This is a genomic window from Dyadobacter sp. CY261 (assembly GCF_021440085.1).
Taxonomy (GTDB): Bacteria; Bacteroidota; Bacteroidia; order Cytophagales; family Spirosomataceae; genus Dyadobacter.
On record NZ_JAKCPW010000001.1, the window covers coordinates 501,896 to 527,818 of the forward strand.

25 protein-coding genes are annotated in these 25,923 nt (G+C 47.5%); 13 read left to right on the top strand and 12 right to left on the bottom strand.

Going from position 1 to position 25,923, the window contains the following annotated elements; all coding sequences use genetic code 11:
• Positions 1 to 101: 101 nt before the first annotated feature.
• Both mtaB and LZD49_RS02070 read right to left on the bottom strand, forming a co-directional pair.
• On the bottom strand, positions 102 to 1,430 hold the full coding sequence (gene mtaB, locus LZD49_RS02065) for a tRNA (N(6)-L-threonylcarbamoyladenosine(37)-C(2))-methylthiotransferase MtaB (RefSeq protein ID WP_234665649.1): 1,329 nt from the start codon (positions 1,428 to 1,430) through the stop codon (positions 102 to 104).
• 36 nt (positions 1,431 to 1,466) lie between these two features.
• Entirely contained in the window at positions 1,467 to 3,302 is a 1,836-nt protein-coding gene (locus tag LZD49_RS02070; RefSeq protein WP_234665650.1) for an LTA synthase family protein, read from the bottom strand.
• A gap of 148 nt (positions 3,303 to 3,450) precedes the next feature.
• On the opposite strand from LZD49_RS02070, the gene LZD49_RS02075 reads away from it, so the two are divergent.
• Entirely contained in the window at positions 3,451 to 5,637 is a 2,187-nt protein-coding gene (locus LZD49_RS02075) for a glutamine synthetase III (RefSeq protein WP_234665651.1), read from the top strand.
• Between the two features lie 29 nt (positions 5,638 to 5,666).
• A complete protein-coding gene (locus tag LZD49_RS02080) occupies positions 5,667 to 6,218 on the top strand; it encodes a hypothetical protein (protein WP_234665652.1) in 552 nt (183 codons plus the stop codon).
• 104 nt (positions 6,219 to 6,322) lie between these two features.
• On the opposite strand, the gene LZD49_RS02085 is transcribed toward LZD49_RS02080, so the two are convergent.
• A complete protein-coding gene (locus tag LZD49_RS02085; RefSeq protein WP_234665653.1) occupies positions 6,323 to 7,333 on the bottom strand; it encodes a glutamine synthetase beta-grasp domain-containing protein in 1,011 nt (336 codons plus the stop codon).
• A 394-nt stretch (positions 7,334 to 7,727) separates the two neighbouring features.
• Here LZD49_RS02085 and LZD49_RS02090 point away from each other — a divergent pair, with 394 nt between their 5' ends.
• From LZD49_RS02090 to LZD49_RS02100, 3 genes are all read left to right on the top strand, one after another.
• Positions 7,728 to 8,435, top strand: coding sequence for a 16S rRNA (uracil(1498)-N(3))-methyltransferase (locus LZD49_RS02090; RefSeq protein ID WP_234665654.1), 708 nt, complete (start codon positions 7,728 to 7,730; stop codon positions 8,433 to 8,435).
• Positions 8,436 to 8,528: 93 nt separating this feature from the next.
• The gene (locus tag LZD49_RS02095) at positions 8,529 to 9,188 is read left to right on the top strand and encodes a DUF4159 domain-containing protein (RefSeq protein ID WP_234665655.1); all 660 of its coding nucleotides are present in this window, start codon (positions 8,529 to 8,531) and stop codon (positions 9,186 to 9,188) included.
• 129 nt (positions 9,189 to 9,317) lie between these two features.
• A complete protein-coding gene (locus tag LZD49_RS02100; RefSeq protein ID WP_234665656.1) occupies positions 9,318 to 10,064 on the top strand; it encodes an acyl-CoA desaturase in 747 nt (248 codons plus the stop codon).
• A 646-nt stretch (positions 10,065 to 10,710) separates the two neighbouring features.
• Here the strand turns inward: LZD49_RS02100 and LZD49_RS02105 are convergent.
• The 5 genes from LZD49_RS02105 to LZD49_RS02125 form a co-directional block, all read right to left on the bottom strand.
• Positions 10,711 to 12,093, bottom strand: a complete 1,383-nt coding sequence (locus LZD49_RS02105) for a HAMP domain-containing sensor histidine kinase (RefSeq protein WP_234665657.1) — start codon at positions 12,091 to 12,093, stop codon at positions 10,711 to 10,713.
• A gap of 3 nt (positions 12,094 to 12,096) precedes the next feature.
• Entirely contained in the window at positions 12,097 to 12,774 is a 678-nt protein-coding gene (locus LZD49_RS02110; protein ID WP_234665658.1) for a response regulator transcription factor, read from the bottom strand.
• Positions 12,771 to 13,304, bottom strand: coding sequence for a 5' nucleotidase, NT5C type (locus LZD49_RS02115; RefSeq protein WP_234665659.1), 534 nt, complete (start codon positions 13,302 to 13,304; stop codon positions 12,771 to 12,773). Before LZD49_RS02115 ends, LZD49_RS02110 begins: the two co-directional genes overlap by 4 nt.
• Complete coding sequence (locus LZD49_RS02120) at positions 13,304 to 14,617, bottom strand: dihydrolipoamide acetyltransferase family protein (protein WP_234665660.1); 1,314 nt, start codon at positions 14,615 to 14,617, stop codon at positions 13,304 to 13,306. The genes LZD49_RS02115 and LZD49_RS02120 overlap by 1 nt, the downstream gene beginning before the upstream one ends.
• Positions 14,618 to 14,682: 65 nt before the next feature.
• Positions 14,683 to 15,954, bottom strand: a complete 1,272-nt coding sequence (locus tag LZD49_RS02125) for a competence/damage-inducible protein A (protein ID WP_234665661.1) — start codon at positions 15,952 to 15,954, stop codon at positions 14,683 to 14,685.
• Positions 15,955 to 16,061: 107 nt separating this feature from the next.
• On the opposite strand from LZD49_RS02125, the gene LZD49_RS02130 reads away from it, so the two are divergent.
• Together LZD49_RS02130 and gldC are read left to right on the top strand one after the other, a co-directional pair.
• Positions 16,062 to 16,787, top strand: coding sequence for a DUF4197 domain-containing protein (locus LZD49_RS02130; protein WP_234665662.1), 726 nt, complete (start codon positions 16,062 to 16,064; stop codon positions 16,785 to 16,787).
• A 60-nt stretch (positions 16,788 to 16,847) separates the two neighbouring features.
• Positions 16,848 to 17,189, top strand: coding sequence for a gliding motility protein GldC (gldC, locus tag LZD49_RS02135; protein ID WP_234665663.1), 342 nt, complete (start codon positions 16,848 to 16,850; stop codon positions 17,187 to 17,189).
• A gap of 107 nt (positions 17,190 to 17,296) precedes the next feature.
• On the opposite strand, the gene LZD49_RS02140 is transcribed toward gldC, so the two are convergent.
• The 3 genes from LZD49_RS02140 to ispG are packed head-to-tail and all read right to left on the bottom strand — an operon-like array spanning position 17,297 to position 19,860.
• On the bottom strand, positions 17,297 to 17,659 hold the full coding sequence (locus LZD49_RS02140) for an MmcQ/YjbR family DNA-binding protein (protein ID WP_234665664.1): 363 nt from the start codon (positions 17,657 to 17,659) through the stop codon (positions 17,297 to 17,299).
• Positions 17,656 to 17,835, bottom strand: coding sequence for a DUF6728 family protein (locus LZD49_RS02145; RefSeq protein ID WP_234665665.1), 180 nt, complete (start codon positions 17,833 to 17,835; stop codon positions 17,656 to 17,658). The genes LZD49_RS02140 and LZD49_RS02145 overlap by 4 nt, the downstream gene beginning before the upstream one ends.
• A gap of 9 nt (positions 17,836 to 17,844) precedes the next feature.
• A complete protein-coding gene (gene ispG, locus LZD49_RS02150; protein ID WP_234665666.1) occupies positions 17,845 to 19,860 on the bottom strand; it encodes a (E)-4-hydroxy-3-methylbut-2-enyl-diphosphate synthase in 2,016 nt (671 codons plus the stop codon).
• Between the two features lie 310 nt (positions 19,861 to 20,170).
• Between ispG and LZD49_RS02155 the strand changes: the two genes are divergently transcribed.
• From LZD49_RS02155 to LZD49_RS02180, 6 genes are all read left to right on the top strand, one after another.
• Positions 20,171 to 20,896 carry a hypothetical protein gene (locus tag LZD49_RS02155; protein WP_234665667.1) on the top strand — a complete coding sequence of 242 codons (726 nt, stop codon included), beginning with the start codon at positions 20,171 to 20,173 and terminating at the stop codon, positions 20,894 to 20,896.
• Between the two features lie 19 nt (positions 20,897 to 20,915).
• Complete coding sequence (locus LZD49_RS02160; RefSeq protein WP_234665668.1) at positions 20,916 to 21,320, top strand: hypothetical protein; 405 nt, start codon at positions 20,916 to 20,918, stop codon at positions 21,318 to 21,320.
• Positions 21,321 to 21,324: 4 nt separating this feature from the next.
• Positions 21,325 to 22,401, top strand: coding sequence for a T9SS type A sorting domain-containing protein (locus LZD49_RS02165; protein WP_234665669.1), 1,077 nt, complete (start codon positions 21,325 to 21,327; stop codon positions 22,399 to 22,401).
• Between the two features lie 202 nt (positions 22,402 to 22,603).
• Complete coding sequence (locus LZD49_RS02170; RefSeq protein ID WP_234665670.1) at positions 22,604 to 23,329, top strand: hypothetical protein; 726 nt, start codon at positions 22,604 to 22,606, stop codon at positions 23,327 to 23,329.
• A 27-nt stretch (positions 23,330 to 23,356) separates the two neighbouring features.
• Positions 23,357 to 23,725, top strand: coding sequence for a hypothetical protein (locus LZD49_RS02175; RefSeq protein WP_234665671.1), 369 nt, complete (start codon positions 23,357 to 23,359; stop codon positions 23,723 to 23,725).
• 3 nt (positions 23,726 to 23,728) lie between these two features.
• Positions 23,729 to 24,808: a T9SS C-terminal target domain-containing protein gene (locus LZD49_RS02180; RefSeq protein ID WP_234665672.1), complete on the top strand. Its 1,080-nt coding sequence runs from the start codon at positions 23,729 to 23,731 to the stop codon at positions 24,806 to 24,808.
• A gap of 29 nt (positions 24,809 to 24,837) precedes the next feature.
• On the opposite strand, the gene LZD49_RS02185 is transcribed toward LZD49_RS02180, so the two are convergent.
• Positions 24,838 to 25,920, bottom strand: coding sequence for a galactokinase family protein (locus LZD49_RS02185; protein ID WP_234665673.1), 1,083 nt, complete (start codon positions 25,918 to 25,920; stop codon positions 24,838 to 24,840).
• Positions 25,921 to 25,923: the final 3 nt, after the last annotated feature.

Consider the following 25,923-nt stretch of genomic DNA (forward strand, 5'->3'; position numbering starts at 1 on the left):
ATTTTAAAATCCCCGGGTCAAAACCCGGGCAATGGATATGCTCTCTATGGTTCCTTGCCGTCGACTTAAGTCGACGGTACTAGATAAAAAGAGCTAGCGCCTTAATGCACTAAAATCTCCTCCTGAATCTCAGTAACTTCCATTAGGTTTTCGGCATTAATATGATCATACCGCACTTCCTTGGTTTCATTGATCAGCAGCGGGTCATATTTTACAGCTACGCGAACGTAGTTGCCGGTAAAGCCCAGCATTTGCCCGTTTTGAATTTCATCTTCAAACAATACTTTGCCTTCCTTGCCAATCTGGCTTTCGTAGAAAAAGCGTTTCTTTTTATCTGAAAGAATATGCAGCATTTTGGAACGCTCGGCTCTTTCGCCTTTGTTGACAATTGGCCGAATGGCTAACGCAGCAGTATTTTCCCTTTCGGAATAAGTGAAAACGTGCAAATAAGAAACTTCCAACTCATTCAAAAAGTGATAGGTTTCTTCGAATAGCTCCCTGGTTTCACCGGGATGGCCCACGATCACGTCCACGCCAATGCAGCAATCCGGCATCAGCGATTTGATCTTCGCCACGCGTTCGGTATAAAGTTCGCGTTTGTAGCGACGCTTCATCAGGCCCAAAACCTTATTGGATCCAGATTGTAATGGGATATGGAAATGCGGCGCGAAGCGTTTCGACTGAGCCACAAATTCAATGATCTCATCGGTCAGAAGATTTGGTTCGATGGAGGAAATGCGGAAACGTTCGATGCCTTCCACCTCGTCCAATGCTTTGACCAAATCCAGGAAAGTTTCATCACGGACACCATTGCGCAAACCGAAATCGCCGATATTAACACCTGTGAGTACGATTTCCTTTACGTCGCGCGCTGCAATGTCACGCGCGGCTTTCACAATGTTTTCGATGCTGTCCGACCGGCTCTTTCCACGTGCGAGCGGGATCGTGCAGTATGCGCATGGGTAGTCGCAACCGTCCTGCACTTTCAGGAACGTACGCGTGCGATCGTTGAGCGAGTAGGAGGTATGGTATTCAACGGCATGGTCGATGCTGGAAGCAATAACCTGAGCAGGCTGGCCGGATGGGGCTTTTTCAAAGGTATCGATCAACTCCACCAGACGAAATTTTTCAGCGGCACCCAAAACAGCGTCTACACCTGGAATTTCAGAGATTTCTTTGGGTTTCAGCTGTGCATAACACCCGATGATCGCTATATAACCGTCCGCATTGATCTTTTGCGCCTCGCGAACGATCTTCCGGCATTTCTTGTCGGCATTCTCGGTAACAGAGCAGGTATTGATGATAAATATGTCGGGATTTTCATTGAATTCCACTTTGCGATAACCCTTATCCTCGAACATCCGTCCGATAGAAGAGCTCTCAGAGTAATTCAGCTTGCACCCTAATGTGTAAAAAGCGACTTTCTTCATTGTTTTGAAATATCCTGCAAAATTACACCTTTATTATCAACGCCTTAAATAATCTCCAAAAGAAGATTGCAGGTAAGCCTTCGAAAGCGGTTCTTCCTGCCTGGGCAAAGCGCCGTTTTTCTCGGTGATATTCCCCCCGATGTTGTCCCTTACCAGGAACCCGTCGGGACGCATCCAGCCAAGGCCATTGTTGAATGCGAAATAGGCAAAATCCTTACGGCCTTTCTTGAAAATGTCGTTACTCCATGCAAAAGTTCCGGAGGGGATGCGCATTTGGTTTAATAGCGTGGCGGCCAGGTCGGTTTGCGACGCGAGGGTGTCTACGTGCGAGGGGGCTGCTTTTAATGCGCCGCCAAGCCACAGCATCGGAATGTGGAATTCGGCCGGCTTGTCTTTCCGTGTTTCTGGCAATGGATGGCCGTGGTCGGCGATGATGACTACGAGCGTATTTTTCCACCAGGACTTTGTCTTGGCTTCTCGGAGAAATGTTCCGAGAGATTCGTCGGTATAATGCAACGCGTTCAGGAACAGGTGCTCGGGATCGGTGCCTGGGATCGCGGTTTTGGTGGGCACCTCGAATGGCTCGTGGCTGCTTAATGTAAATAGGGTCGAGAAGAATGGCTGCTTTTCCTTATCCAGGTCATTTAAAAGTCGGCTGAAGACCACATGATCGTGAGCACCCCACTTAGAGTTCATGTCTTTAGAATCGAAATTGTCCCTGTCGATGATCCGGTCGAAACCCTGTTGAAGGAAATAGGATTTCATGTTTGCAAATTCTGTCTCGCCTCCGTAATAGAATGAAGTTTGCCAGCCCCGTTCTTTGAAAATTGTGGGCAATGAGGAAAGAGACGCCGTTTTTTTGGGTATTTTAATGATAGAAGTGGTTGGCTGGGCAGGGTAACCGCTCAAAATGGCTACCATTCCCTTGTCGCTCCGGTTACCGCTTGCATATATATGGGTAAACAGCAGCCCTTCTTTGGCAATTTGATCAAACTGCGGGGTAACGTCTTTTACGCCGCCTAACGAACCGACCGCTTTGGCCGTAAAACTTTCCCAGATGATCACCAGCACATTCTTTTTGCCGACCGAGTCGATAACCTGCTCGGTTTCGCCAATTGACTGATATAAGTTTGCCACAGTTTTATCAGCCTCGACATCTTCTGTGTATTTGAATGGGTTTTCATTAGAATAGCTTTCATTCAAAAGGGACCGCACATAATTCCACGGCACATTGACGGCGGCGTAATTGGCAAATGCCTTGTCGCTGAAAAACACAGCGCTTTCGTTCATCGGGGCCAGCTGAAAACCACCGCGAATGGGGATGATAAGGCTTCCGGCGACAATCAGGAATGTGGGTATTGTGTATAAATGCGATGTTCTGCTGAAAGAGCTGGTAATACGCCGGATGATGGTTTGCAAAACGCGGTTGACAAGAAAGATAAGCCCTATCAGCAGCAGCACCAGCGGAACTACCGGCGCGGCGCCCATGGAAGCGAAGGCCTCGGCAGGCGTTTCGAGGTAATGCAGCGAGCTTGCGTCGATGCGGAAACCCCAGGCCCTGAATAATTCGAGATCTACTACCGTGAGCAGGGTGATCAGCAATACTATAATGGCGGTGTAAATGGACAACGTTTTGCGGTACCAGTTCCAGCGCTGACCGGTGAAAATCATTAATAATGTCGGGATCGCGAGTATATAGGCCGCGAAGGAAATGTCCATCGGCAAGCCGTGGCCCGCGCTGGCAACCCATAGGGAAGACGGCAATTCCAACGCCTTTTTATAATGATATGCCAGGAAAATAATCCGGAAAAACTGGAAGATAACCACCCAGGCCAGCCAGTACAAGGCAACGAATTCAAGTCTTTTACGCATTGGTGTCTTTGAACAATTTGCAAAGTTCTTAAAAATGCGCTAACCTGTGGTAACCGTTGGACAGCTATTATGAAAATGTCCGGGCGAATTGTTGTTCGTATCGGTAAATAGATAATTTTGGGGAGAATTAATATAAATCAATAAATACATGACGTTTCGTTCCAAAGCTTTTGAGATTGCGCAGGGCCGTGTCTCTCCTGTTTTGACCCCTCCCACAGAAAAAGTAGCCGACCTTTACGGTAGCAATACATTCAGTGATGATGTGATGAAGACCCTGCTTTCGGCAGAGGCATATACCAAGGTTTCCAATGCGATCCGCTCCGGCTCGACGATCGACCGCGAGGTGGCCGAAGAGGTGGCTGCTGCGATGAAATCATGGGCAATTTCGAAAGGTGCAACGCATTATACGCACTGGTTCCAGCCATTGACCGGGACTACTGCCGAAAAGCATGATTCTTTTTTCGATTTAACCATCGATGGAAAAGCGGTCGAGAAATTCAAAGGCAGCGCATTGGTACAACAGGAGCCGGATGCATCCTCCTTTCCAAGCGGAGGTCTGCGTGCGACATTCGAAGCACGGGGATATACAGGCTGGGACCCCAGCTCTCCCGCGTTTTTGATGGATAACGGCGCCGGGGGAAAGACATTATGCATCCCCTCCGTATTCATTTCATACAACGGTGAGGCACTGGACTACAAAGCGCCGCTTCTGCGCTCGCTGGTTATGCTCGACAAGGCCGCGACGGGTGTTTGCCAGTTCTTCAACCGCGATGTGTCGAAAGTGACACCGACACTGGGGATCGAGCAGGAGTATTTTCTGGTGGATAAGGCATTGTACTATGCCCGTCCCGATTTGCTAATGGCCGGTCGGACCGTTTTCGGGCATAACCCTGCACGTGGTCAGCAGCTCGACGATCATTATTTCGGTTCGATATCGCCGCGGGTGAACGCATTCATGGTGGATTTCGAGTTTGAAGCACTGAAATTAGGCATTCCGGTAAGGACACGGCACAACGAAGTGGCACCAGGCCAATTCGAATGCGCCCCGACTTTTGAAGAGGTTAACCTGGCCATCGATCATAATGCATTACTGATGGATTTAATGCAGAAGATCGGTGACAAGCATAATTTCCAGGTGTTGTTCCATGAGAAGCCATTTGCTGGCATTAATGGCAGCGGAAAGCACAATAACTGGTCACTTTCGACGGATACGGGCATTAACCTACTCGCGCCGACTTCCAAACCAAAAGAAAACCTACGCTTCCTCACGTTCCTGATGAACGTTGTAAAAGCTGTTCATGATCATGCGGACCTGCTACGTGCGTCCATTTCATCGGCAGGCAACGAGCATCGCCTCGGAGCCAACGAGGCACCGCCATCGATCGTTTCTGTTTTCCTTGGTGGAGAATTGACGTCAATGCTCGAAGAACTCGTGAATAAAGGCGAAATCACGCTCGAAAAAGGGGAGAACTTCTACTATAAACTGGGCATTACCCGCATTCCGAACCTGCAACGCGACAATACCGACCGTAACCGGACATCGCCGTTCTGTTTTACAGGCAATAAATTCGAATACCGCGCGGTGGGAAGCTCGCAGAACAGCGCGTCGCCGATGATCATACTGAACACGATCGTCGCCAATCAGTTGCTGGATTTCAAACGCGAAATGGACGAGCGACTGGCGGCAGGCGAGGAGAAAAAGGTGGCGACCGTGGAGATACTGAAACGCTACTTCCTTGAATCTAAAAACATCCTTTTCGAAGGAAACGGCTATTCGGATGAATGGATCGAAGAGGCTGCACAGCGCGGGTTGAGCAATATCCGCGAGACTTTCGATGCATTGTATGCCTACAAAACAGATAAGACCATTGCTGTTTTTGAACGGACAGGCGTTTTAAGCTCGCGTGAGCTGCATGCGCGCTATGAGATCGAGCTGGAAAATTATGTGAAGAAATTGCAGATCGAGTCACGCGTGATTGGCGATCTGGCATTGAACCATATCGTGTCGACAGTGGTGAAGTATCAGTTCAAACTCGCGCAAACTGCCCGCTCGCTGACAGACCTCGAAATGCTGGAAGAGGCCGAGCCGATTAAGGAGATTATCCGTGATATTTCTTCGCACGTGGTGGTAATTAAGAAATTGGTGCATGAGATGACCGAAAGCCGGAAGAAGGCCAACAATATCGATGACCTTTTTGAACGCGCCAAATGCTACGGTTCGGAGGTGAAAGGGTTTTTTGATCAAATACGGTATCACGTCGATAAGCTGGAATTACTGATCGACGATGAGGATTGGCCGCTTGCAAAGTACCGTGAAATGCTATTTTTGGAGTAGTTTTGCATTTGAAACAAACAATAGAGCATATGAATCCCGGATTTGATCCAGAAGAAATCGCGCAACTCAAAGAGGAATGTAATGCTGAGAATTCCAACTTTATATATGTAGAGGACGAATTCGAGGGCGACGACGATAATAATGAGCATGCGCACGTACAGTTTGTAGGCACTTATAAAGACCAGGAGGTGATTTATGACGCACTGATCTTCACATTGCGCCTGCACCACTCGACGCTCGTGTACGACGAGGCGCTGGAAAGGCTCAAAAAGGAAATGCCTAAGTATATCTCACCCGACGAACGTCCGGCGAATTACGAGATTAGTGACGAACAGGAAGACGAAGCCGAACTGTTGCTGACCGAATTTATTGAGGAAATCGAAGAGGGCGAAGAAATTACCGTCCGCGAGCATGTCGAAATCGACGATCAGTTTGAATATGGCGTTGGCCTGGAAGTAGGTCTGAACAAAACAGAGATTAATGATAAGATCATCAGCGACTTCGTGAAGGCTTTCAATGCAGGCACTGTCGAACTTGATCCCACGCTTTATTCATTCACCGGCAGCGAGGACGAGGATTGATCCAGTATTAAATAAGGCTCTGAGTGCTTTTCAAAATCAGAGGCCAACAAAAAAACCACCTTTTTGAGGTGGTTTTTTTGTCACTATATGTTTTGCTCTGCGAATTAGATAGCAGATTTAACAGTCTTGATAATACGAGCTGCCACTTTGTAAGGATCAGCAGCTGAGTTCGGGCGACGGTCTTCCAGGTATCCGTTCCATCCTTTTGCAGGAACAGTAACAGGGATGCGGATAGAAGCACCACGGTCAGAAACACCGTAGCTGAAATCGTGGATAGAAGCCGTTTCGTGCTTGCCAGTCAGGCGGAGGTGGTTATCAGCGCCATAAACTTCAATGTGTTCTTTCACCACAGGACGGAATGCTTCGCAAATTTTGTCGAAAGTTTCTTTGCTTCCGGCAGTTCTCAAAGTTGTGTTAGAGAAGTTAGCGTGCATGCCGCTTCCGTTCCAGTCAAGCGCGCCCAGAGGCTTGCAGTGCCAGTTGATAGCAACACCGTATTTTTCACCGATTCTTTCCAGAAGGTAACGACCAAGCCAGATCTGGTCACCAGCTTCCTGCGCACCTTTTGCGAAGATCTGGAATTCCCACTGTCCTGCTGCTACTTCCGCATTGATACCTTCAACGTTCAAACCTGCTTCGAGGCAAGCGTCGAGGTGCTCTTCTACGATCTCGCGGCCGTATGCGTTGGCTGCTCCAACAGAGCAGTAGTATGGGCCTTGCGGCGCCGGGTAACCGTTAGCCGGGAAGCCAAGCGGTTTGTTGGTTTCAATATCCCAAAGGAAATATTCTTGCTCGAATCCGAACCAGAAATCGTTGTCACCATCTTCAATAGTAGCACGACCGTTTGACTCGTGAGCAGTTCCGTCAGCATTCAATACCTCACACATTACCAGGTATCCATTTTTACGCTGTGGATCAGGAATAATGTAAACAGGTTTTAGCAAACAGTCGGAAGAACCGCCTGGAGCCTGCTCAGTTGACGAGCCATCAAACGACCACATTGCGCAATCTTCCAGTTTTCCACTAAAATCGTTTTCAATTTTGGTTTTGCTGCGTAAACTTTGGGTCGGCTTGTAGCCATCCAACCAAATATATTCCAGCTTGGACTTTGACATAATAGTACTAGATAAAGTGGTGACGAATAATTATAACGGCACAATATTAATGCAAAAATGTATTTACAAAAAATAAATGTTAGGAAAAATTGAGCTTAGACAAAATAATATTGCGCCAGTGGTAGTATTGTCAGTAAAAAATGCACTATTCTAATAAAATAGTGAAGTTTCGAAAATAACGCTCTGGTTGAAAATTTCTGTAAAAGTGGGTAAAATGGGTGCAAAATATGCCTTAGAATATAAAAAATAGCAGTAATGTCCTAAAAAGTGCGATTTCGGTGACTTCGGAGCGATAGAATTCTGCGGGGATTGGAAATTTTGTGCAGTTGCCGATATTTTGTATATTTTTGGAAGTCCCCGGGGCATTTTGTTACATTAATACGATATTGGAAAAATGCATTTGTTTTACCAGCCTGACCCTCACATTTTTGAGCTCGACGAAGAGGAAGCCAGGCATAGTTCGAAAGTGTTGAGGCTGGGCTCCGGCGATATTATCCATGTTACCAACGGCAAAGGTCTTCTTCAAAAATGCCGGTTGAATATTCAGGGCAGGAAGGTAGGATATGAGGTAATCGAGTCTGAAACTGTGGAGCGCCGAAGTTTTGCGGTCAATATGGCTATCGCCTCCACCCGCAAGGCAGAGCGAAATGAATGGATGGTGGAGAAAATGACGGAAATAGGTGTGGAGCGAATTGATTTTATTGTGACCGAACACACCAATCCCGAAACCCTGAACCGCGTCGTGAACTTAACAAGGCTCAACCGCATTGCCGCATCCGCCATGAAGCAGTCTCAGCAATATTATATGCCAGCCATTACAGTAAACAACAAGTTTGAACCGTTTATTAAAAATGTGCGCGACGAAGTACGCCTGATCGCGTACGTGCCTGAACAAAATACTGTCGAGCACGTTTTTAGTAAAATAAAGAGGGGAAGCGATACCACATTGCTGATCGGCCCCGAAGGCGATTTCAGTCCGGCCGAAATAGAGTCGGCCCTTGAAAAGGGCTTTCAAACGGTATCATTGGGGCCAACAAGGCTAAGGACCGAAACAGCGGCGGTTACTGGTTGTCACGCTATTAACCTGGCGCAGTATTTGTAATGAGTGAATGAGTGAATGCTTACTCACTCAGTCAAATCCAGATATTCAATCATTCAATCATTCAATCATTCATTATTCACACATTCCAAACTCATGACTCCCCGCCTCGTCGTTATTACGCTATTGCTCTGCGCGGCCATCACATCGTATGGACAGTCATCCTTGAAGATCGCCAAGCTGAAATACGGCGGAGGCGGTGACTGGTATGCTAATAAAACCTCGCTTCCGAATTTGATCAAGTTTTGTAATACGGAGCTTAAGATGAATATCAATCCGGCCGAGGATGTGGTGGAAGTGGGAAGTCCGGACATTTTCTCTTACCCGTTCGTGCATATGACCGGACACGGTAACGTGGTTTTTTCGGATGCCGAAGCGCAGAATCTGCGGAATTATTTATTGTCTGGCGGTTTTTTGCACGTTGATGATAATTACGGGCTCGACGAGTTCATCCGCCGTGAAATGAAGAAGGTGTTTCCGGAACTGTCATTTGTGGAGCTGCCGTATGACCACCAGATCTATCGTGTCAAATACAATTTCCCGGATGGCTTGCCAAAGGTGCATGAGCACGACGGCAAGCAGCCCCAGGGTTTCGGGTTGATCTGGCAGGGACGGCTCATCTGCTATTACAGCTACGAAACCGATCTGGGTAATGGCTGGGAAGATCAGAGTGTGTACAATGATCCCGAGGAAATGCGCCGGAAGGCGTTGCAGATGGGAGCTAATTTACTGAGCTATGCATTTATGATCCAGTAGGATCTCGGTGCTATTCCAGGTCGAAGAGGTTATGGTTTTATTCCAAATTTGTTTTGGAATTTTCGGTTTTCTAACCTCCGGCACTTATTTTTGTACAAAGTTTAATATAATAAAATTTTACACCGTTCCATGTATATAGTCCTGATTGTATTTGTTGTACATTGGTATTTGTCACTATTTTGTCAAACCTTTTTCTTACACCGCTATTCCGCTCATAAGATGTTTATTATGAGCAAGCCGTGGGAACGGTTCTTCTATTTGCTCACCTATTTATCGCAAGGATCTTCTTACCTGAGTCCACGTGCTTATGCGATTCTGCACCGTATGCACCACGCGTTCAGTGATACCGATAAAGATCCACATTCCCCGCATCATACTAAAAATGTGTTTACGATGATGTGGGAGACTAAAAATATCTATAACGCCGTATTGAGCCGTAAACGGGCTATCGAAAACCGTTTCGAGCGTAATTATCCGGAATGGAGATTAATAGAAAAGCTCGGTGATTCCTGGATATCACGTGTAGGTTGGGCGCTTCTTTACTTGTCATTTTACGTGTTGGCCTACATTTACCTTGATATGCACTGGGTGTTCTTCTTCCTGCTGCCAATCCACTTCCTGATGGGCCCCATCCACGGCGCGATCGTCAATTGGAGCGGACACAAATACGGCTATCAGAACTTCGATAACGATGACAAATCCAAAAATTCCCTGATCTTCGATTTCCTGATGATGGGAGAGCTTTTCCAAAATAACCACCATAAACGGCCTAATTCGATTAACTTCGGTTCGAAGTGGTTCGAAATCGACCCGACTTACCCGGTGATCAAGCTGCTTAGCACATTGAAGATTATTGAGATCCGAAAGAAGCATTAATAGACAGAATAGAACTGAAAGCCCCTCGTCGATCCGGTGAGGGGCTTTTTTTGGGTACGGTCTTCGACTGCGCTCAGACTGACAATGCACCCATGTCAGTCTGAGCGAAGTGAATATGCCATGTCAGTCTGAGCGAAGTCAACGCGCCATGTCGGTCTGAGCGAAGTCAATATGCCATGTCAGTCTGAGTGAAGCCAATGTGCCATGTCAGTTTGAGCGAAGTGAATATGCCATGTCAGTCTGAGCGAAGCCAATGTGCCATGTCAGGGTGAGCGAAGTCAATGTGCTATATCAGTCTGAGCGAAGTGAATATGCCATGTCAGTCTGAGTGAAGTCAATGTGCTATGTCAGTCTGAGTGAAGCCAATGTGCCATGTCAGTTTAAGCGAAGTGAATATGCCATGTCAGTCTGAGCGAAGTGAATATGCCATGTCAGTCTGAGCGAAGTCGAAGACAACCCGAAAAAAGCTAGTGAAATACAGCCACAAAAAATTGGCAGGCGTGAGAGACGCCTGCCAATTTGCTTATTAACACCACAAAAAATGAAATCCTTTGAAATGCGACTAGCGAAAGTTGTCTCGCCCTGTCGACAATACAAATAAGCTGAACAATACTTAGAAAGGCGTTAATAATAAGTTAGAATTTCCTTAGAGCCGTAAAAAAGCTAGTCGGAACGTGGTGCCCTTCGGCATGTTTGATTGAATTGAAATATTCCCGTTATGCAACTTCACAATGCGCTCAACCAACGACAGGCCGATTCCGTAACCTTTGATGTTTGCGGTATTCTCGCTGCGGTAAAACGGCTGAAAAACGAGACTTTTGTCCTTCTCCGGGATTCCCTTTCCATTATCTGAAAAAGTCAATCCAAGCTGCCCTCGCGATGGGTGCAGGCAGACGTTCACCGAATTATCGTCCGAAAACTTGCAGGCATTGTCCATCAGGTTCAGGAAGGCGGTTTTCAAAAGCGTGGAGTTTCCCGTGATTTCGAGCCAGGTATCGTCTTCCGGAAGTTCGTCGAAATTGAGTTGGATGTTATATAATGGATTCGCTTCGGCCAGGTTCATGCGGCAGTCGAGGAGCAGGTCGTCTACACGGATTACTTCCGTCAGGAGGTCGCGCTGGTCTTCGCTCACCTTTGCCAGTTCCAGCAAGGTATTCGAAAGCTGGCCGAGTTCCTGGATGTCTTCAAGCACAGAGCGGATCGTCATCTGGTACTCGTAGGCATTGCGCTCTTTGAGCATGCTCACTTCGAGCTGTGATTTGATCTTCGTCAATGGGTTCTTTAACTCGTGGGAGACGTTGGCGACAAAGATTTTCTGCATTTGAAAGGCCGTCTCGATCCGGTCAAGCAGCTTGTTGAACGTTACTGTCAATCGGCCGATTTCATCTTTCTGGTTCGGTACATTTAGTCTGGTGTCGAGCTTTTGGGGAAGGATGCCTTCCACCGCATTCATTACCTTTGAAATAGGTCTTAATGCGCGCTTCGAAAATATCCAGCCGACGATCGCCACTACAAACGTAACGATAAGGTACAGCGCCGTCAGCAGCGTTTTCAGGTTCGAAAGGTTCGCCTGGCCATACAAATCCTTTGCGCCGAGCATCACTACGGCCCTGTTGAACGGATATTTGTAATATAGACCCACCACCTTGTAATCGCCATCGTCGTAACGGATCTGACCGGCTTTGCGGATTTCGTCGAGCCAGTAGTTGGATACATGTAATGCTTTGAGCTGCGGGGTCGTGGAGTTACTGTAAATGAGGCGGTTCTTTTCGTCGAAAATGAAGATGTTTTCGTCGTAGATCAGGTCGCGGTTGGTTTCGTCCAGCGCTTTCAAAACCTCCGCATTAATGAGCGGTACCTGAACTTTAAGTAACAACTCAGCCTGCGACTTTGCTTTCGAGCGCAGACGGTCGTAAAAGTCTTCGTTGACGTTGTAATAAGTGAAAAAGTAGACAGCCAGGAAGGTGATGAGCAAAATACCGCTTACCAGCAAGGAAAACTGAACCGTAAGTCGGGTGCGGATTTGCATAAATTATTCAACTTTGAGCACATAACCCATTCCGAACTGCGTGTGGATGAGTTTGACAGGGTAATCTTTATCGATCTTTTTACGGAGGTAATTTACATATACTTCAATCACATTGGTACCGGTGTCGAACCCGATGTCCCAAACCTGTTCGGCGATCTCGACCTTTGAAATAACCCGCCCCTGGTTGCGGATCAGATAAACCAACAGGTTGAATTCTCTCGCCGTCAGATTAATCTTATTACCGGAACGATGAACGGTCTTAGCATCAAGCGATATTTCCAGATCCGCGAAACGCAGCACCTGCGCAGTATGTGACACGGTTGAGCCGCGCTTTGTAAGCGCCCGTACACGCGCAAGTAGCTCTTTGAATTCAAACGGTTTGACCAAATAATCATCCGCACCAGCGTCAAGGCCGGTTACCTTGTCGTCGGTAGTTCCGAGGGCAGTCAACATCAGAATCGGCGTTTCGTCGCCCCAGCTGCGGATTTCGCGACAAAGTTCGATTCCGTTGATCCCCGGAATGATAATGTCACTGATAATCAGTTGATACACATTGCTGCGCGCCAATTGTTTCCCAATGAGCCCGTCGTAGGCAATATCGACTTCATAGCCGTTCTCTTCCAGACCTTGCCGTATAGACTGCAAGGTTTTGGGTTCGTCCTCTATCAATAACAGTTTCATATGCTATGTAGAAATAGTTCTGACACTTCTTTCCAGCTTGACACGCGCTTGTAAGCCGTTTCCCGGAGGTTGTGTGGGGATGAAAACAGAATACCCTTGCCTTTGAACACCGCCAGGTTGCGGACATGGTCGTCGATCAGGTAGTCCGACTGGATAATGCTTTTATACCCACAGAAAACGACATTGGTCCATGGAATAAACGGAAAATGCCTTTTGAGCCAGTCAAACTTGTCCCTGAACGAGTTTGGAAATTCCATGCATGCGGTTGCCACAAACAGCTCATAATATTTAGAAAGCTGGTGGACGGTTTCGATGGCACCTTCTTTTGCTTCGATGTCGGCGAAAAAACCCGGCGAATCCATGATCTTGTGCAGTTTCGACAACTGCTTTGGATGCAGCAATTCCCTCAATCCCTTCTTTTGGAAATCCTCCCGGTTCAATATGGTCGAAAAGTCGGCAAGGACAATATCAACGAGCTTTTCATGGGTATTGGCCAGCACGTCGTCCATGTCGAGGGTCAATCTCAGCATCAGATTATAGTTCGGTGAATGTCGAAGTTTTCGAGATAATCATTGACGCGTTTCAGGAATAAACCGCCCAATGAGCCGTCCACCACGCGGTGGTCGTATGAATGCGAGACGAACATCATGCTGCGGATACCGATCAGATCGCCCTGCGCCGTTTCAATCACGGCAGGTTTCTTCTTGATGGCGCCAAATGCCATGATAGCCACTTGCGGCTGCACGATAATCGGCGTGCCCATCAGGTTTGCGAATGCGCCGATGTTTGAAACGGTGTAGGTGCCGCCAGCGAGATCGTCAGCTTTTAACCGGTTTTCACGCGCCCGTTTGGCGAGGTCGTTCACTTTCCGTGCCAGGCCAGGCAAGTCATACCGGTCGGCATTGTGAATGACCGGCACGATCAGGTTTCCGTCCGGCAATGCTACGGCCATTCCGATATTGATATCTTTCTTTTTAATGATCTTATCGCCTTCCACCGAAATATTGATCATCGGATAGTCCTTAATGGCTTTTGCAACAGCTTCGATCAAGATCGGTGTGAATGTAATGCTGTCCCCGGTTTTCTTGCGGTACTCACTCTTCACATGTTCACGCCAGTTGACCACCGGTGTCATGTCGGTTTCGATAAACGACGTAACGTGTGCGGAGATCCGCTTTGAATCGACCATGCGCTGCGAAATCATTTTCCGCATGCGGTCCATTTCGATGATCTCGTTGCTGCCATTCAACGATGTGGCAGGCGACGCGGCAGGCGCAGGGGCAATGGTCTTTCCTTTTTTGCGCCGGTGCTCCACGTAGGTCAGGATATCGTCTTTGGTGACCCTGTTTTCAATTCCTGATCCCTTGATCACTTTTAGCTCTTCAACGGGAATTTGCTCTTTGGTGGCAATGCTCAATACAAGCGGCGAGTAAAAGGAATTGACCTCCGCACCGGCAGAAGCATATTCATAGGCGGGTTCTGGTTTTCGGGTAACGGCCGTTTGTAAGTCCTTTTCAAGCAATGCGGCGGTAGCGGCTACATCGGCTTCTTCTTCCACAGCTACCAGCTGTGAGGAATCTGCTTCAAGGGCGACCACATTGTCTTCCACCTCTATTTGCGCCACAGCGCTGCCAATGGGCACTATGTCGTCGACTTTTACCAGCCATTTGGTAATCGTTCCTTCGTAAGGGCAGGGGACTTCGGTATCCACTTTGTCGGTAGCCACTTCCAGAATGGAGTCATCGATACTCACCTTGGCACCTTCTTCCGCAAGCAGGTGAAGCACAGTGCATTCCATGATGCTTTCCCCCATCGGAGGCATTACCATTTCAACTATTTTCATAAATGGTGTTTTTTTGAAGGTAAGGAAAACATATTTCCGTTACCTCCATGTTTCCCGGTCTTGGTTTAACCTTTAATTGCGAGAGAAGTTTTTAAAATAGTTTTCCTCAATAGGTTAAGGGCGTAAGAGCAGGTTAGTTCTATATTGATTTTTCTGTTGTTCCTTAATGTCAGCAATTGGGTAAATGTCTCCTCGGGCGTTGCGCAGGCGATCCATACCGTGCCAACCGGTTTTTCCGGCGTGCCGCCGTCGGGGCCTGCTATGCCAGTGGTTGAAATGGCAAATGTTGTGTTAAGCACTTTGCGGGCGCCTTCGGCCATTTCGCGGGCAGTTTGCTCACTGACTGCGCCATATGCTTCCAGCGTCTCCCGCGACACGCCCAGCACATTCGTTTTAATATCATTACTATAACTTACCACAGAGCCTTGGTAATAGCGCGAAGAGCCGGGAATACTTGTGATCTGATTGGCTACATAACCTCCCGTACAACTTTCAGCCGTGCCAACGGTAGCATTGTTATTCATCAATAACGTCCCGATTACCGTTTCCAGTTCATCCGAATCGTACCCAAAAACGTGCTCTTCGATGAGCGGAAGTACCAATGCAACCTGTTCATTCAGTTCTTTTTCTAAAACCATCTGATCTGTTCCCGTACCGGTCAACCGCAGCCTTACCTGACCGAAATGAGGCAAGTAGGCCAGTTTGATATGTTCCGGCAGGGCGTCTTCCCAAGGTGAGATTTTCTCCGCCAGAAAAGATTCCCCAATGCCGATCGTGCGAATGGATTTATGCTGAATGATGTGTGTAGAAAACCGCGCTTTGAGCCTGGGCAGGATTTCGTATTCCATCAGGCTCTTCATTTCATAAGGCACGCCGGGCAACGAAACATAGATTACTTCATCCTTTTCGAACCACATGCCCGGAGCAGTGCCCCAGAGGTTTGGGATGTAGGTACAGTTTTTGGGTAATGCTGCTTGCTGAATGTTCAGCTCGGTCATGGCGCGGCCGCGTTTGGCAAAAAATTCGGTAACGAGCGCCAATGCATCCTGATTAATTTCCAGCTCTGTGCCAAAATATTCGCAGAAGGTGTGTTTCGTAATGTCGTCACGCGTGGGTCCGAGCCCGCCTGTAACGATCACAACATTGACCCGCTGGCTGGCCTGTTTGAATGCGTCGAGGATATCCTCCTTGTTATCGCCAACAGACGTCTTTCTGGCCGGACGAATGCCGATGTCAGTCAGTTGCGTGCCAATCCATTGGGTGTTCGTATCGATGATCTGACCAAAAAGGATCTCGTCACCGATAGTGATTATTTCAGCCCTGGCAGAGGAAATCATAAGTTCGGAACAGGTTAAGTAAGACCGTTATTTTCCCAAAAATAAAGAAAATTAATCGTTATTGAGTACGTTTGAAACATAGTGAAATATTAACAAACTCTATTGTAATGAAATATAAAATCCTTTTGTTTACGCTGTTTTGGCTTATTTTCGCACATGCTACACAAGCTCAGTTCAACCTTGGAAAGGTGCTGGACAAGGTAAGTGGCAAAAGTGGCGGACTCAGTGAAAATGAGATTGTTCAGGGCCTCAAGGAAGCTTTGAATGTAGGCATCAGCAATGGCTCCGACTCTGCTTCAAAAGTGGATGGTTTTTTTAAAAATGAGCTGATCAAAATTGCCGTGCCGCCGGAGGCGCAAAAAGTTGCGGAAACGCTTCGTAAGATGGGGCTGGGAGAGCAGGTCGATAAATTTACATTGTCGCTCAACCGTGCGGCGGAAGACGCAGCCAAGAAATCCAAACCGATTTTTTTCAAGGCCATTACTTCGATGACGGTACCCGATGCATTGGGCATTCTGAAAGGTCAGGACGATGCGGCTACCCAGTATTTGAAGAAAAGTACGAACGACGACCTTTTTAAGACCTTCTTTCCGGTGGTGGACAGCACGTTAAACCTCAACAAGGCGACGGAATATTATGCCGACATCGTAAATACTTACAACCAGATCCCCCTGGTGAAGAAAGTAAATCCCAATCTTAAAGAATACGCGACCCAGAAAACGATCGATGGTCTTTATGTGCTGATCGCACAGGAGGAGAAGAAAATTCGCGAGAATCCGGGTGCACGGGTAACTGATTTGCTTAAAAAGGTGTTCAGCCAGGCGGGGAAGTAAGTAAGCTACGCCCCGTTTAATCTCAAATGCATAGCTTTGTCAAAAATTAACACCGCAATAATGAAGAAGTCAGAAATCCATTTTACCGTTGAACTAGACGAAAAAAATATACCTGAAAAGATCTTTTGGGAGGCTACCGATAATCCAAATGAAGGGATTAACGATACGCGCGCAATCGCCATCGGCGTTTGGGACCATTACCACCGCGGCACACTGAAAATCGACCTTTGGACTAAAGATATGGAGGTTTTTGAAATGAAAAGATTCTATATCGAGCTGATGAGCGGCATTGCTGATACACTGTTGACAGCTACTAACGACCGCGGTATGGCCGATTTGATCGAGGGTGTTTGCGACACACTGAGCAAGCGGCTAGATGAGGAAATGAAGGCGGCGAAATAATTGTCATCCTGAGCGTAGTCGCAGGAGTGCAGTCGAAGCGCTCCTTCGACTGCGCTCAGGAGGACATTCAGACATTCACTCATTCAGACATTCACTCATTCACCCATTCAGTCATTCACAATTCTCAACTCCTCCTGCACTTTCTTCGGCAAACCTGCCACAATGAGATCATAAGAGTCTTTTACCCAGCTGAACAATTCTTCGCTTGGAATGCTCCCCGTCACATATACCGTGTTCCAATGCTTTTTGTTCATGTGATATCCGGGCTTCACGTCGGGATATTTCTCCCTTAACTCTTCCGCCTTTTCAGGATCGCATTTGGCATTAAAGGAATGCTGAGCCGTATCCAGCGGAGTGAGCAGGAAAACTTTCCCCATCACTTTGAAAACCAGTGTATCCGGCCCGAAAGGAAGTTCTTCCGTTACACCGGGCAATTTCAGGCAATAATCCCGCAGCGTTTCGAGGTTCATCGTGTTAAGGCTCTGACGATCATGACAATGACACAAATCAAAAACATGACGATCGAGATGCGATTGATCCCGTGCATCATGCGCAGGTTGAAGGAATCGGGGTTGTTCGGGTCGCGTTTTTTGAAAACGCGAAAGAAGTAGGAAAACACTTCGCCGAGTTGAAAGTATCTTTTCATTGTATTTGTTTAAACCAAAATTTCACGCTCCTCAGGTTCAATCCACCGGCCATCCTCCCGGATCAGTTCGATCAGTTCCTCCACCGCTTTGGACGAATGTACCGACCGCTTGATCACCTCTTGTCCGCGGTACAGCGCTATTTTATCCTTGCCCATACCTACATACCCATAATCGGCATCGGCCATTTCGCCCGGGCCGTTCACAATGCAGCCCATAATGCCTATTTTAACGCCTTTCAAATGCTCAGTATGCTTGCGGATCATCGCCGTGGTTTCCTGCAAATCGAACAGCGTGCGGCCGCAGGAAGGGCAGGATATATATTCCGTTTTGGACATCCGCGTGCGCGCCGCCTGCAATATGCCGAATGCAATGCTGTTATAGGAAGCGGCTGATTTCAGCTTGTCGGCATGTTGTGCGTCGGCCGCAAATGTCGGCGAAAGTAACGTTCCATCGCCAAAACCATCCACCAGCAAACCGCCAATGTCGGTTGCGGAATATAGCGTCAATTTATCTTCGAGATCCGTTCGATATGCGCGTTGAATAATGACTGGCACTTTGATCTGAAGTTCGGTTAGTTTATAAAAGAACCGGCGCATTTCGGGCATTGCGTGCGCATTATCCGTTTGCAGTACGAGTACAATGTTGTTTTTGCCGGAAAGCTGTTCCAGGAATGCTAAGTCGAACGTGTGTATATTGCCTTTGATAAAATTCAGTTGAGGCGAAATTTCAGTTGCTGCATTCCATTCTGCTACATCAAAAAGCGGGAATTTATTGTGTCTTTCAGCGTGCGTTTGCCATTGCTGTTGATCCAAAATCTCACGCAAGCCATTCGGTAACATAAAAGGTGCCGGTTGTTTTCCGGTATAAATAAAATCAGCACCCTGGTCGTTCATCGCCCATTTATCCGGCACGGGCAGGAAGAAGTGACCGATGCTTTTGAGGTCATCCAGTTGCTGAATAGCGATATTCGAATAGTCGGCAATCACACGCGGTACGTTCAGATGGCCGATGTTGTAGACTTCGCGCGTGTCGCGACGGGTGTATTGAAACGGATTAATGGGACAATGGTCGATCGGCTCGATAGGTGCGTGCTGCGTACGTGACGTGTAGCGTTCGATCAGCGCGCGCGCGACCGGTGCTTCTTTCTCCGGCGCCTCAGTCAGCGAAACACGGACGGTATCGCCCAAGCCATCTTCCAGCAATGTACCGATCCCGACCGCCGATTTGATCCGGCCATCTTCCGCCTCACCAGCCTCGGTCACACCCAAATGTAATGGGTAAGGTTTCAAACCTTCCTCATCCAGCCGTTGCACAAGCAAACGATAAGCTTCCACCATCACCTGTGTGTTGCTGGATTTCATCGACAATGCGATGTTGTAATAGTTGAATTCTTCGCAAATCCGCAGGAATTCCAGCGCCGACTCCACCATACCCAGCGGTGTATCACCGTAACGGCTCAAAATGCGGTCGGAAAGCGAACCGTGGTTCGTTCCAATGCGCATCGCAGTGCCATATTCCTTACAGATTCTGACCAACGGGATGAATTTGTCCCTGATCCTTTCTAGCTCGGCGGCGTAGGAGGCATCGGTGTAATCGATCACTTCAAAACGCTTGCGGTCGGCATAATTACCCGGATTAATGCGTACCTTTTCGACGATGCGCGCAGCCAGTTCGGCTGCATTGGGTGTAAAGTGGATATCGGCGATCAGCGGCACCTGAATGCCCAGCTTCCGTAATCCATTACGGATATTTTCAAGATTTTGAGCTTCCTTCACACTCGGTGCGGTAATGCGCACATACTCGCAGCCCGATTCTACCATCCGGATTACCTCATCGATCGAGCCCTGCGTATCCATCGTATCCACGGTCGTCATGGACTGCACGCGGATCGGGTAATCGGAGCCCATCGGCAGATCCCCGATGTTGATAGTGATCGTCCGACGCCGTTCATAGGCGGTCAGCGAGGGGCAGTATATATTGGTCTTTTGTTCAGAAGGTGTGATCACGGTCATTGAATGGGTCATATCGACAAAGGTCTTAAAACTAAAACACAATTGGAATCCCAATGGTGCATTTTTACCAATTTACGTCTGAGGCTTTGTAACCGACGCTTATTGAAGTGTAAATCCGTTGCATAATTGCCGTTCGTCGCTCTATTCCAGCCGCAGGATCATATCAAGCCGGAATGGTGATGTTTTGTATTTGAAAAGTTAAATATTTGTGACGCCCGCTGCTATCCGGCAACGGCCATCAATAGCTCAATGTTCCGGTTTCCCAATCGCCCAGTCGGGTGAGATGATGCATGTATTTGTCTACCATGTAAACCAGAGCTATATGAAGAAAACCGGTCTATGTTTAATCATCACATTATTTTCATTCGGCGCGCCAGGGCAAACCTTGCGATGGAATTATCCCTGCAAACCAGGCACCGAATGCTGGAATGCACTTACGTCCGTGGAAGAGCGGCAGAACGCCTGCCAGATCACGGGAATTGAACTCAACACTTTGAGTACAGAGGAATTGCTGTTGATCACGATGGAGCATCCGTTTTTTCGGAGTTACATCGCACATGACAGTCCGCTCGAAGGATTGGGCTTTGCATTAGAGGATTTCAATGGATATCTGGAATTCAAACGACGTCCTGACGCCATGAAAGCACTGCGCGAAGTCTATTTCAGGGAAGATTTCAGCAAACTCCAATCCATGCCAGACAGCGCTGAAATGGGGGCATACTCGCTCAAATGGATCGGCTTGGAGCTGATCATGAGTGACGAGGCACTTTTGACTCAGATGTCGTCACACGAGAAAATCGATTTCTTAAAACGTTGGCATCGGCAGTTACTCGTTAAACAGAATTATCGGGATGTGTTTGGAGGCATTTCGGACGCAACCAGCGCTTACATCTTTTACCAGTTGATGCGATCATTAGGTTTCGGAATATTAGAGAGCTATTTCAAACCGGAGAGCATTAAGCCGTTTCAAGACAGATTAGTAATGACGGATATAAGACAGGTTGAAATGCTGCTGGATAAGTTTGCAGAATACGTACGTAATCATTAAGGTGTATTAAACCAGAATCATGAAAACATCTACCCAAACAAACGGACGTCAAACCGTTCCTGTCAACAAGCTGCTGTCAATTCTGATAATAGCGGTCTTATTTTTTGGCGCGTCTTGCACGCAGACTGAAATAAAGGAGAATGAAGCCAGCGAACCTTGTTTCACCAAAGAATCTCTTCAAACTGTTCCGTGGATTAAAGATCAGTTGGCTTGGTTTCAGGTGCCAAAGGAGGGTGCATTACGCGTAGCTGTATATCGTTATCGCGGTCAGGATTTTCTTGCTTTTGAGAATCCATCATTGTCTTCACCCATGTCATATATATTTAACTGTGCTGGAAAGAAAATAGGCGAACTGGATATCAATTACAACGAGTTTTACGATCATGTGGAGTTAACCGCAATATTATTGGAAGGTAAATACTGACCCTATGAAACAGTTTATTGTGTATCTCTCGCTTATCGCGATGATGAATCAAGGTGCGTACGGGCAGGTCAACACGCCAAATGGCGTTGCGGTACCGGTTTCCGCTTTGTTTGTTTATCCCAATGCAGGTTCTACTTCGAATCCGCAACTGCAATCGCTGCAAAACGATATTCAGAATGGATTTTACGGCGCGAGTTGTGTGATTTTGGCAAATTATTCGAGACAGTATAATTGTCATGGCTATGCTTGGCATGTTTCAACCGGAGGTAATCAAATTTGTATAGATCAACCAATGCACAGTGGTGTGACGCCATATATTGCAGGAGTAAATCCAAGCTATTTTCAGACGAATTACAATGGCACGCAAGGCAAGCTTAGAGTTCGATATTCAGGAGATCACTCTGCGGTCACCACATATGAAGCAGGTAAGTATATTTCAAAGTTTGGCCCTGGACCGCTAGTAAAACATAATGCTAATGACGTTATACCTGGTTATGGCACCCCAGCTAGCTACTGGGCCTGCAACTATGCCCCGCCACTGACCAGTGTCTACCTGGATGGCAAGCTAATCTCCGGCAGCTTCCAAACTACAACATGGGGTGCGCACAATATGCAGATCTTCGCGGGGCTGGATCCGGATTCCGGGCCTGTTTTTAGTTCAACGGCAGGTAGTACCATCATTAATAATCAAGGTCTAGGCGTTGTAAACTTCACCTTTTCGGGTCCTTCGAACAATGGCGGTCTTTCGATTGCGTATTGCGGAGCGCCAAGGTATTCGTTCACATTCTTTAAGCTGAATGGTGCTAAAATGCAGGTTTATCCAAATCCTGTTCAAGATGAAGGTGTCATTTCCGTATCCGCTGAGGTTGATATCCGCGCGGTTAATCTGGATAATGCTGCCAATAAAATGGTCAAGTTGAACCTGCTTGACGAGCAGCAGCGGATTGTGGAGAATTATTTACCTGACGCTGAGGGAAATATGACAGCAATCAAGTTGAAAGCGGGTTTAAAAGGGACGTATTTTTTGAAAGCTACTTTCGCAGACGGTACGGTGGAAACAAAACGGGTGCTGGTTGAGTGACGAGGTGACTTCCAGCCTAAGGATCGGCATTCAATATGGTATTTTCAAGCCGGAATGGTGATGTTTTGTATTTGAAAAGTTAAATATTTGCAATGCCCGATGCTACTAAGTGTCGGCAATTCAATAGCTCAATGTTCCGGTTTACCAATCGCCCAGTCGGGTGAGATTCTGCATGATTATCAACCATGTAAACCAGAGCTATATGACGAAAGCCAGTCTTTGTTTAATCATCACTTTACTTTCATTCGGCGCAGCAGGGCAGACCTTGCGGTGGAACTATCCCTGCAAGCCGGGCACCGAATGCTGGAGTGCACTTACGTCCGTGGAAGAGCGGCAGAACGCCTGCCAGATCACGGGAATTGACCTCAACACTTTGAGTACGGAGGAATTGCTGCTGATCACGATGGAGCATCCGTTTTTTCGGAGTTATGTGCTTCACGACAGCCCGATTGACGGGATGGGTTTTTCGCTCGAGGGGTTCAACGGTTATGAAGCATTTGTTGCCCGAAAAGACGCTGTGGAAACGCTTGCCGAGGTTTATACCCGCGAAGATTTTACGAAAGTCAAACAGATGAGAGATTCCGTTCAAATAGGAAATTATACGCTAAAATGGACTGGACTGGAATTGCTGATGACGGATCAGAAACTTCTGAGCAAAATATCGGGAGAAGAGGGCACGATCTATTTGAAGCAAATCCATGACAAACTGCTGGTAAAAACACGTTTGACTGGCTTTTTCGGCGGCACCAGCTTTGCGACATCTGCACTCGTTTTTTATCGTTTGGCCAAGAACCTCGGCTATGAAATCCCACAAGATATCCTGAGCAAAGAAGGCATTGACCTCTTTGAAAAAAAGCTGATTGTGACTAATAGCAGCATTGTTACGTCGCTGCTGGCTCATTTCGATCGGTTCGTAGAAAGGCATTGACAAACTTTTACTAAAACTTAAATAGTCATGAATAGAAGGAAAATTCAGAGGACGCTTGGTATTACAACCTTGTTTGTTTTAAGCGTAATGGCTGCGTGCGTCGAAGATGGCGGCCTTGAAAATATTGATCAGCCTTGTTTTACTAAGGAATCATTGGAGACCGTCCCGTGGATCGTGGACGAACTTAAACTACATCAGGACCCGATGGGACATTATGTTGCTGTTTATATCTACGACGGCCAACAATTTCTGGGCATTTCACATCCAACGGACTGTACGCCCATCGGCCATGTCTTTAATTGCATGGGAGTTCCATTTGACTCATTGGGAATAGATTATAGGGATTTTCAGGATAACAGAAAGCTCGCCGCCGTATTGGCAACTCTCAAATATTAAACTATGAAACAGATTTTTACGATAATACTTGTGTGTTGTTTTTGGAATGGTGTTTCGGAAGCGCAAGTCTTCACACCAAATGGCGTCCAACTTCCTCCGGCCGCGGTGACCGTGTATCCTAATGCTTCACCGAATACCAATGTAGAATTACAAGCAGCACAAATCTCTGTTATGAACGGCTTGTATGGCCCAAGTTGCGAAGTTATCGGAAATTATTCGAGGCAATATAATTGCCATGGTTATGCCTGGCATGTCTCAACCGGTGGTAACCAGGTCGTAATTCTTGCGCCGGATGGTGGTGTTACCCCGTACGTGGGAGGTGGGAATCCTAGCTATGTGCAGGGAAATTACAGTGGATCTCAGGGGAAAATGCGAGTCCGGTATACGGGCGATCATTCGGCGGTGACAACCTACCAGGCAGGTAAATTTATTTCAAAATTTGGCCCGGGACCGTTGGTGAAGCATAATCCCGGCGACGTCCCACCTGGCTACGGACTTCCTTCCACTTACTGGACCTGTAACTACGCACCACCGCTGACAAGCGTTTATCTGGATGGCAAGCTGATCTCCGGCAGCTTTCAAACGACAACCTGGGGTGCGCATAATATGCAAATTTTCTGGGGACTCGACCCGGATACCGGCCCAACTTTCAGCCCCACAGCAGGAAGTACCATCATTAATAATCAGAATTCAGGAGTGGTGAATTTTACATTCAATGGCCCTACTAACAATGGAGGTCTTTCCATCAGTCTCTGTGGAACACCACGGTATTCGTTCACATTCTTTAAGCTAAATGGTGCCAAAATGCAGGTGTATCCAAATCCCGTTCGGGATGAAGGCGTCATTTCCATATCCGCTGAAGTTGGGGGTGATATCCGCGCGGTTAATCTGGATAATGCTGCCAACAAAATGGTCAAGTTGAACCTGCTTGACGAGCGGCAGCGGATTGTGGAGAATTATTTGCCTGACGCTGAGGGAAATATGACAGCAATTAAGTTGAAAGCGGGTTTAAAAGGGACGTATTTATTGAAAGCTACTTTCGCAGACGGTACGGTGGAAACGAAACGGGTGCTGGTTGAGTGACAAGGTGATAAAGCACCCGGATCGATCTATTATCCTTCGATCCGGGTGCCTTCGTCTACTGTAATGATATAACTCTTTCCACCTTCTCGCTCGATGGCTTCGGCCACTTCCTCCGCATGCGTAGGAGCATAGACGAACATGCAACCGCCTCCGCCCGAGCCGTTGATTTTCCCGCCCAATGCACCCGCATTTAGCGCTGCATTCATCATACGTTCGATTTTGGGGGTGGAAGTGCGCTTATGGTCGCGAAGGTTTTCGTAGTGTTTATAGAGCAGGCTTCCGAAATGTTTGTCGAAGTTCTGACTGATGTGGTTTTCCGCGCTGGCGATCAAAAGTGCTTTGCCCTCGACGAGAATGTCCCGGTCTTCGATATTTGCTTTGAGCAGGCCTAGCTGGTCAGTCGACAGAAACGACTTGTAGTCGGTCAATTTTTCGACCGGTGTCGTGAAAATGGAAAACGAAGGATCGCGATCTGTGACGATTTTGATGACCTCTTCCATTCCATAACGGCAACGGGCTATAATGCCCAACGTATCCTTCGGTTCCAGCGAATCGCCGAGAACGAATGTTCCCAGCTTGGGCGTCAACGCCTCCACTTTAATGACGGGCGTCGATTCGAGGTAGATGACATTTCCGATCGCGGTAGAATAGTTGTCCATCATCCCGCCCGGCTCGCCGAATTCGAGCACTTCGGCCGCGTTGGCGATTTCTCCTAGTTCTTTTTTGGAAAAATTGAGCGGATTATCGCTCAGCTTGTCCAGGAAATGTGCCCAGGAAACGATCAGCGCCGAGGAGCTGGATGTTCCCGAATTGATCGGAATATTGCCGTGGATCGTTACCTCGAAGCCTTTTGAGAATGTTAATCCCTTTCTTTTGACAACATTGATCGTGCTCCGGAAATAGTCGCGCTGCTTGACGTATGGGAAAGTTGTATCGAGCGAAAATTCTTCTTTCGAGCCCAGATCGGGGAGGTTTAGGTTTATTTTATTGTCATCACGATGAGCGCCTTCGACGCTAATCCTTCGTGATATGGCCGCCGCGATAACGGGGAGCCCCAGGTAATCCTGGTGTTCCCCGAAAAGGCAAATGCGGCCGGGAGTCGAAATCCTCATGAA

Coding starts and splice junctions, on each gene's coding strand:
- mtaB (WP_234665649.1), bottom strand. CDS start 1,430: ATGAAGAAAGTCGCTTTTTACACATTAGGGTGCAAGCTGAATTACTCT.
- LZD49_RS02070 (WP_234665650.1), bottom strand. CDS start 3,302: ATGCGTAAAAGACTTGAATTCGTTGCCTTGTACTGGCTGGCCTGGGTG.
- LZD49_RS02075 (WP_234665651.1), top strand. CDS start 3,451: ATGACGTTTCGTTCCAAAGCTTTTGAGATTGCGCAGGGCCGTGTCTCT.
- LZD49_RS02080 (WP_234665652.1), top strand. CDS start 5,667: ATGAATCCCGGATTTGATCCAGAAGAAATCGCGCAACTCAAAGAGGAA.
- LZD49_RS02085 (WP_234665653.1), bottom strand. CDS start 7,333: ATGTCAAAGTCCAAGCTGGAATATATTTGGTTGGATGGCTACAAGCCG.
- LZD49_RS02090 (WP_234665654.1), top strand. CDS start 7,728: ATGCATTTGTTTTACCAGCCTGACCCTCACATTTTTGAGCTCGACGAA.
- LZD49_RS02095 (WP_234665655.1), top strand. CDS start 8,529: ATGACTCCCCGCCTCGTCGTTATTACGCTATTGCTCTGCGCGGCCATC.
- LZD49_RS02100 (WP_234665656.1), top strand. CDS start 9,318: ATGTATATAGTCCTGATTGTATTTGTTGTACATTGGTATTTGTCACTA.
- LZD49_RS02105 (WP_234665657.1), bottom strand. CDS start 12,093: ATGCAAATCCGCACCCGACTTACGGTTCAGTTTTCCTTGCTGGTAAGC.
- LZD49_RS02110 (WP_234665658.1), bottom strand. CDS start 12,774: ATGAAACTGTTATTGATAGAGGACGAACCCAAAACCTTGCAGTCTATA.
- LZD49_RS02115 (WP_234665659.1), bottom strand. CDS start 13,304: ATGCTGAGATTGACCCTCGACATGGACGACGTGCTGGCCAATACCCAT.
- LZD49_RS02120 (WP_234665660.1), bottom strand. CDS start 14,617: ATGAAAATAGTTGAAATGGTAATGCCTCCGATGGGGGAAAGCATCATG.
- LZD49_RS02125 (WP_234665661.1), bottom strand. CDS start 15,954: ATGATTTCCTCTGCCAGGGCTGAAATAATCACTATCGGTGACGAGATC.
- LZD49_RS02130 (WP_234665662.1), top strand. CDS start 16,062: ATGAAATATAAAATCCTTTTGTTTACGCTGTTTTGGCTTATTTTCGCA.
- gldC (WP_234665663.1), top strand. CDS start 16,848: ATGAAGAAGTCAGAAATCCATTTTACCGTTGAACTAGACGAAAAAAAT.
- LZD49_RS02140 (WP_234665664.1), bottom strand. CDS start 17,659: ATGAACCTCGAAACGCTGCGGGATTATTGCCTGAAATTGCCCGGTGTA.
- LZD49_RS02145 (WP_234665665.1), bottom strand. CDS start 17,835: ATGAAAAGATACTTTCAACTCGGCGAAGTGTTTTCCTACTTCTTTCGC.
- ispG (WP_234665666.1), bottom strand. CDS start 19,860: ATGACCCATTCAATGACCGTGATCACACCTTCTGAACAAAAGACCAAT.
- LZD49_RS02155 (WP_234665667.1), top strand. CDS start 20,171: ATGAAGAAAACCGGTCTATGTTTAATCATCACATTATTTTCATTCGGC.
- LZD49_RS02160 (WP_234665668.1), top strand. CDS start 20,916: ATGAAAACATCTACCCAAACAAACGGACGTCAAACCGTTCCTGTCAAC.
- LZD49_RS02165 (WP_234665669.1), top strand. CDS start 21,325: ATGAAACAGTTTATTGTGTATCTCTCGCTTATCGCGATGATGAATCAA.
- LZD49_RS02170 (WP_234665670.1), top strand. CDS start 22,604: ATGACGAAAGCCAGTCTTTGTTTAATCATCACTTTACTTTCATTCGGC.
- LZD49_RS02175 (WP_234665671.1), top strand. CDS start 23,357: ATGAATAGAAGGAAAATTCAGAGGACGCTTGGTATTACAACCTTGTTT.
- LZD49_RS02180 (WP_234665672.1), top strand. CDS start 23,729: ATGAAACAGATTTTTACGATAATACTTGTGTGTTGTTTTTGGAATGGT.
- LZD49_RS02185 (WP_234665673.1), bottom strand. CDS start 25,920: ATGAGGATTTCGACTCCCGGCCGCATTTGCCTTTTCGGGGAACACCAG.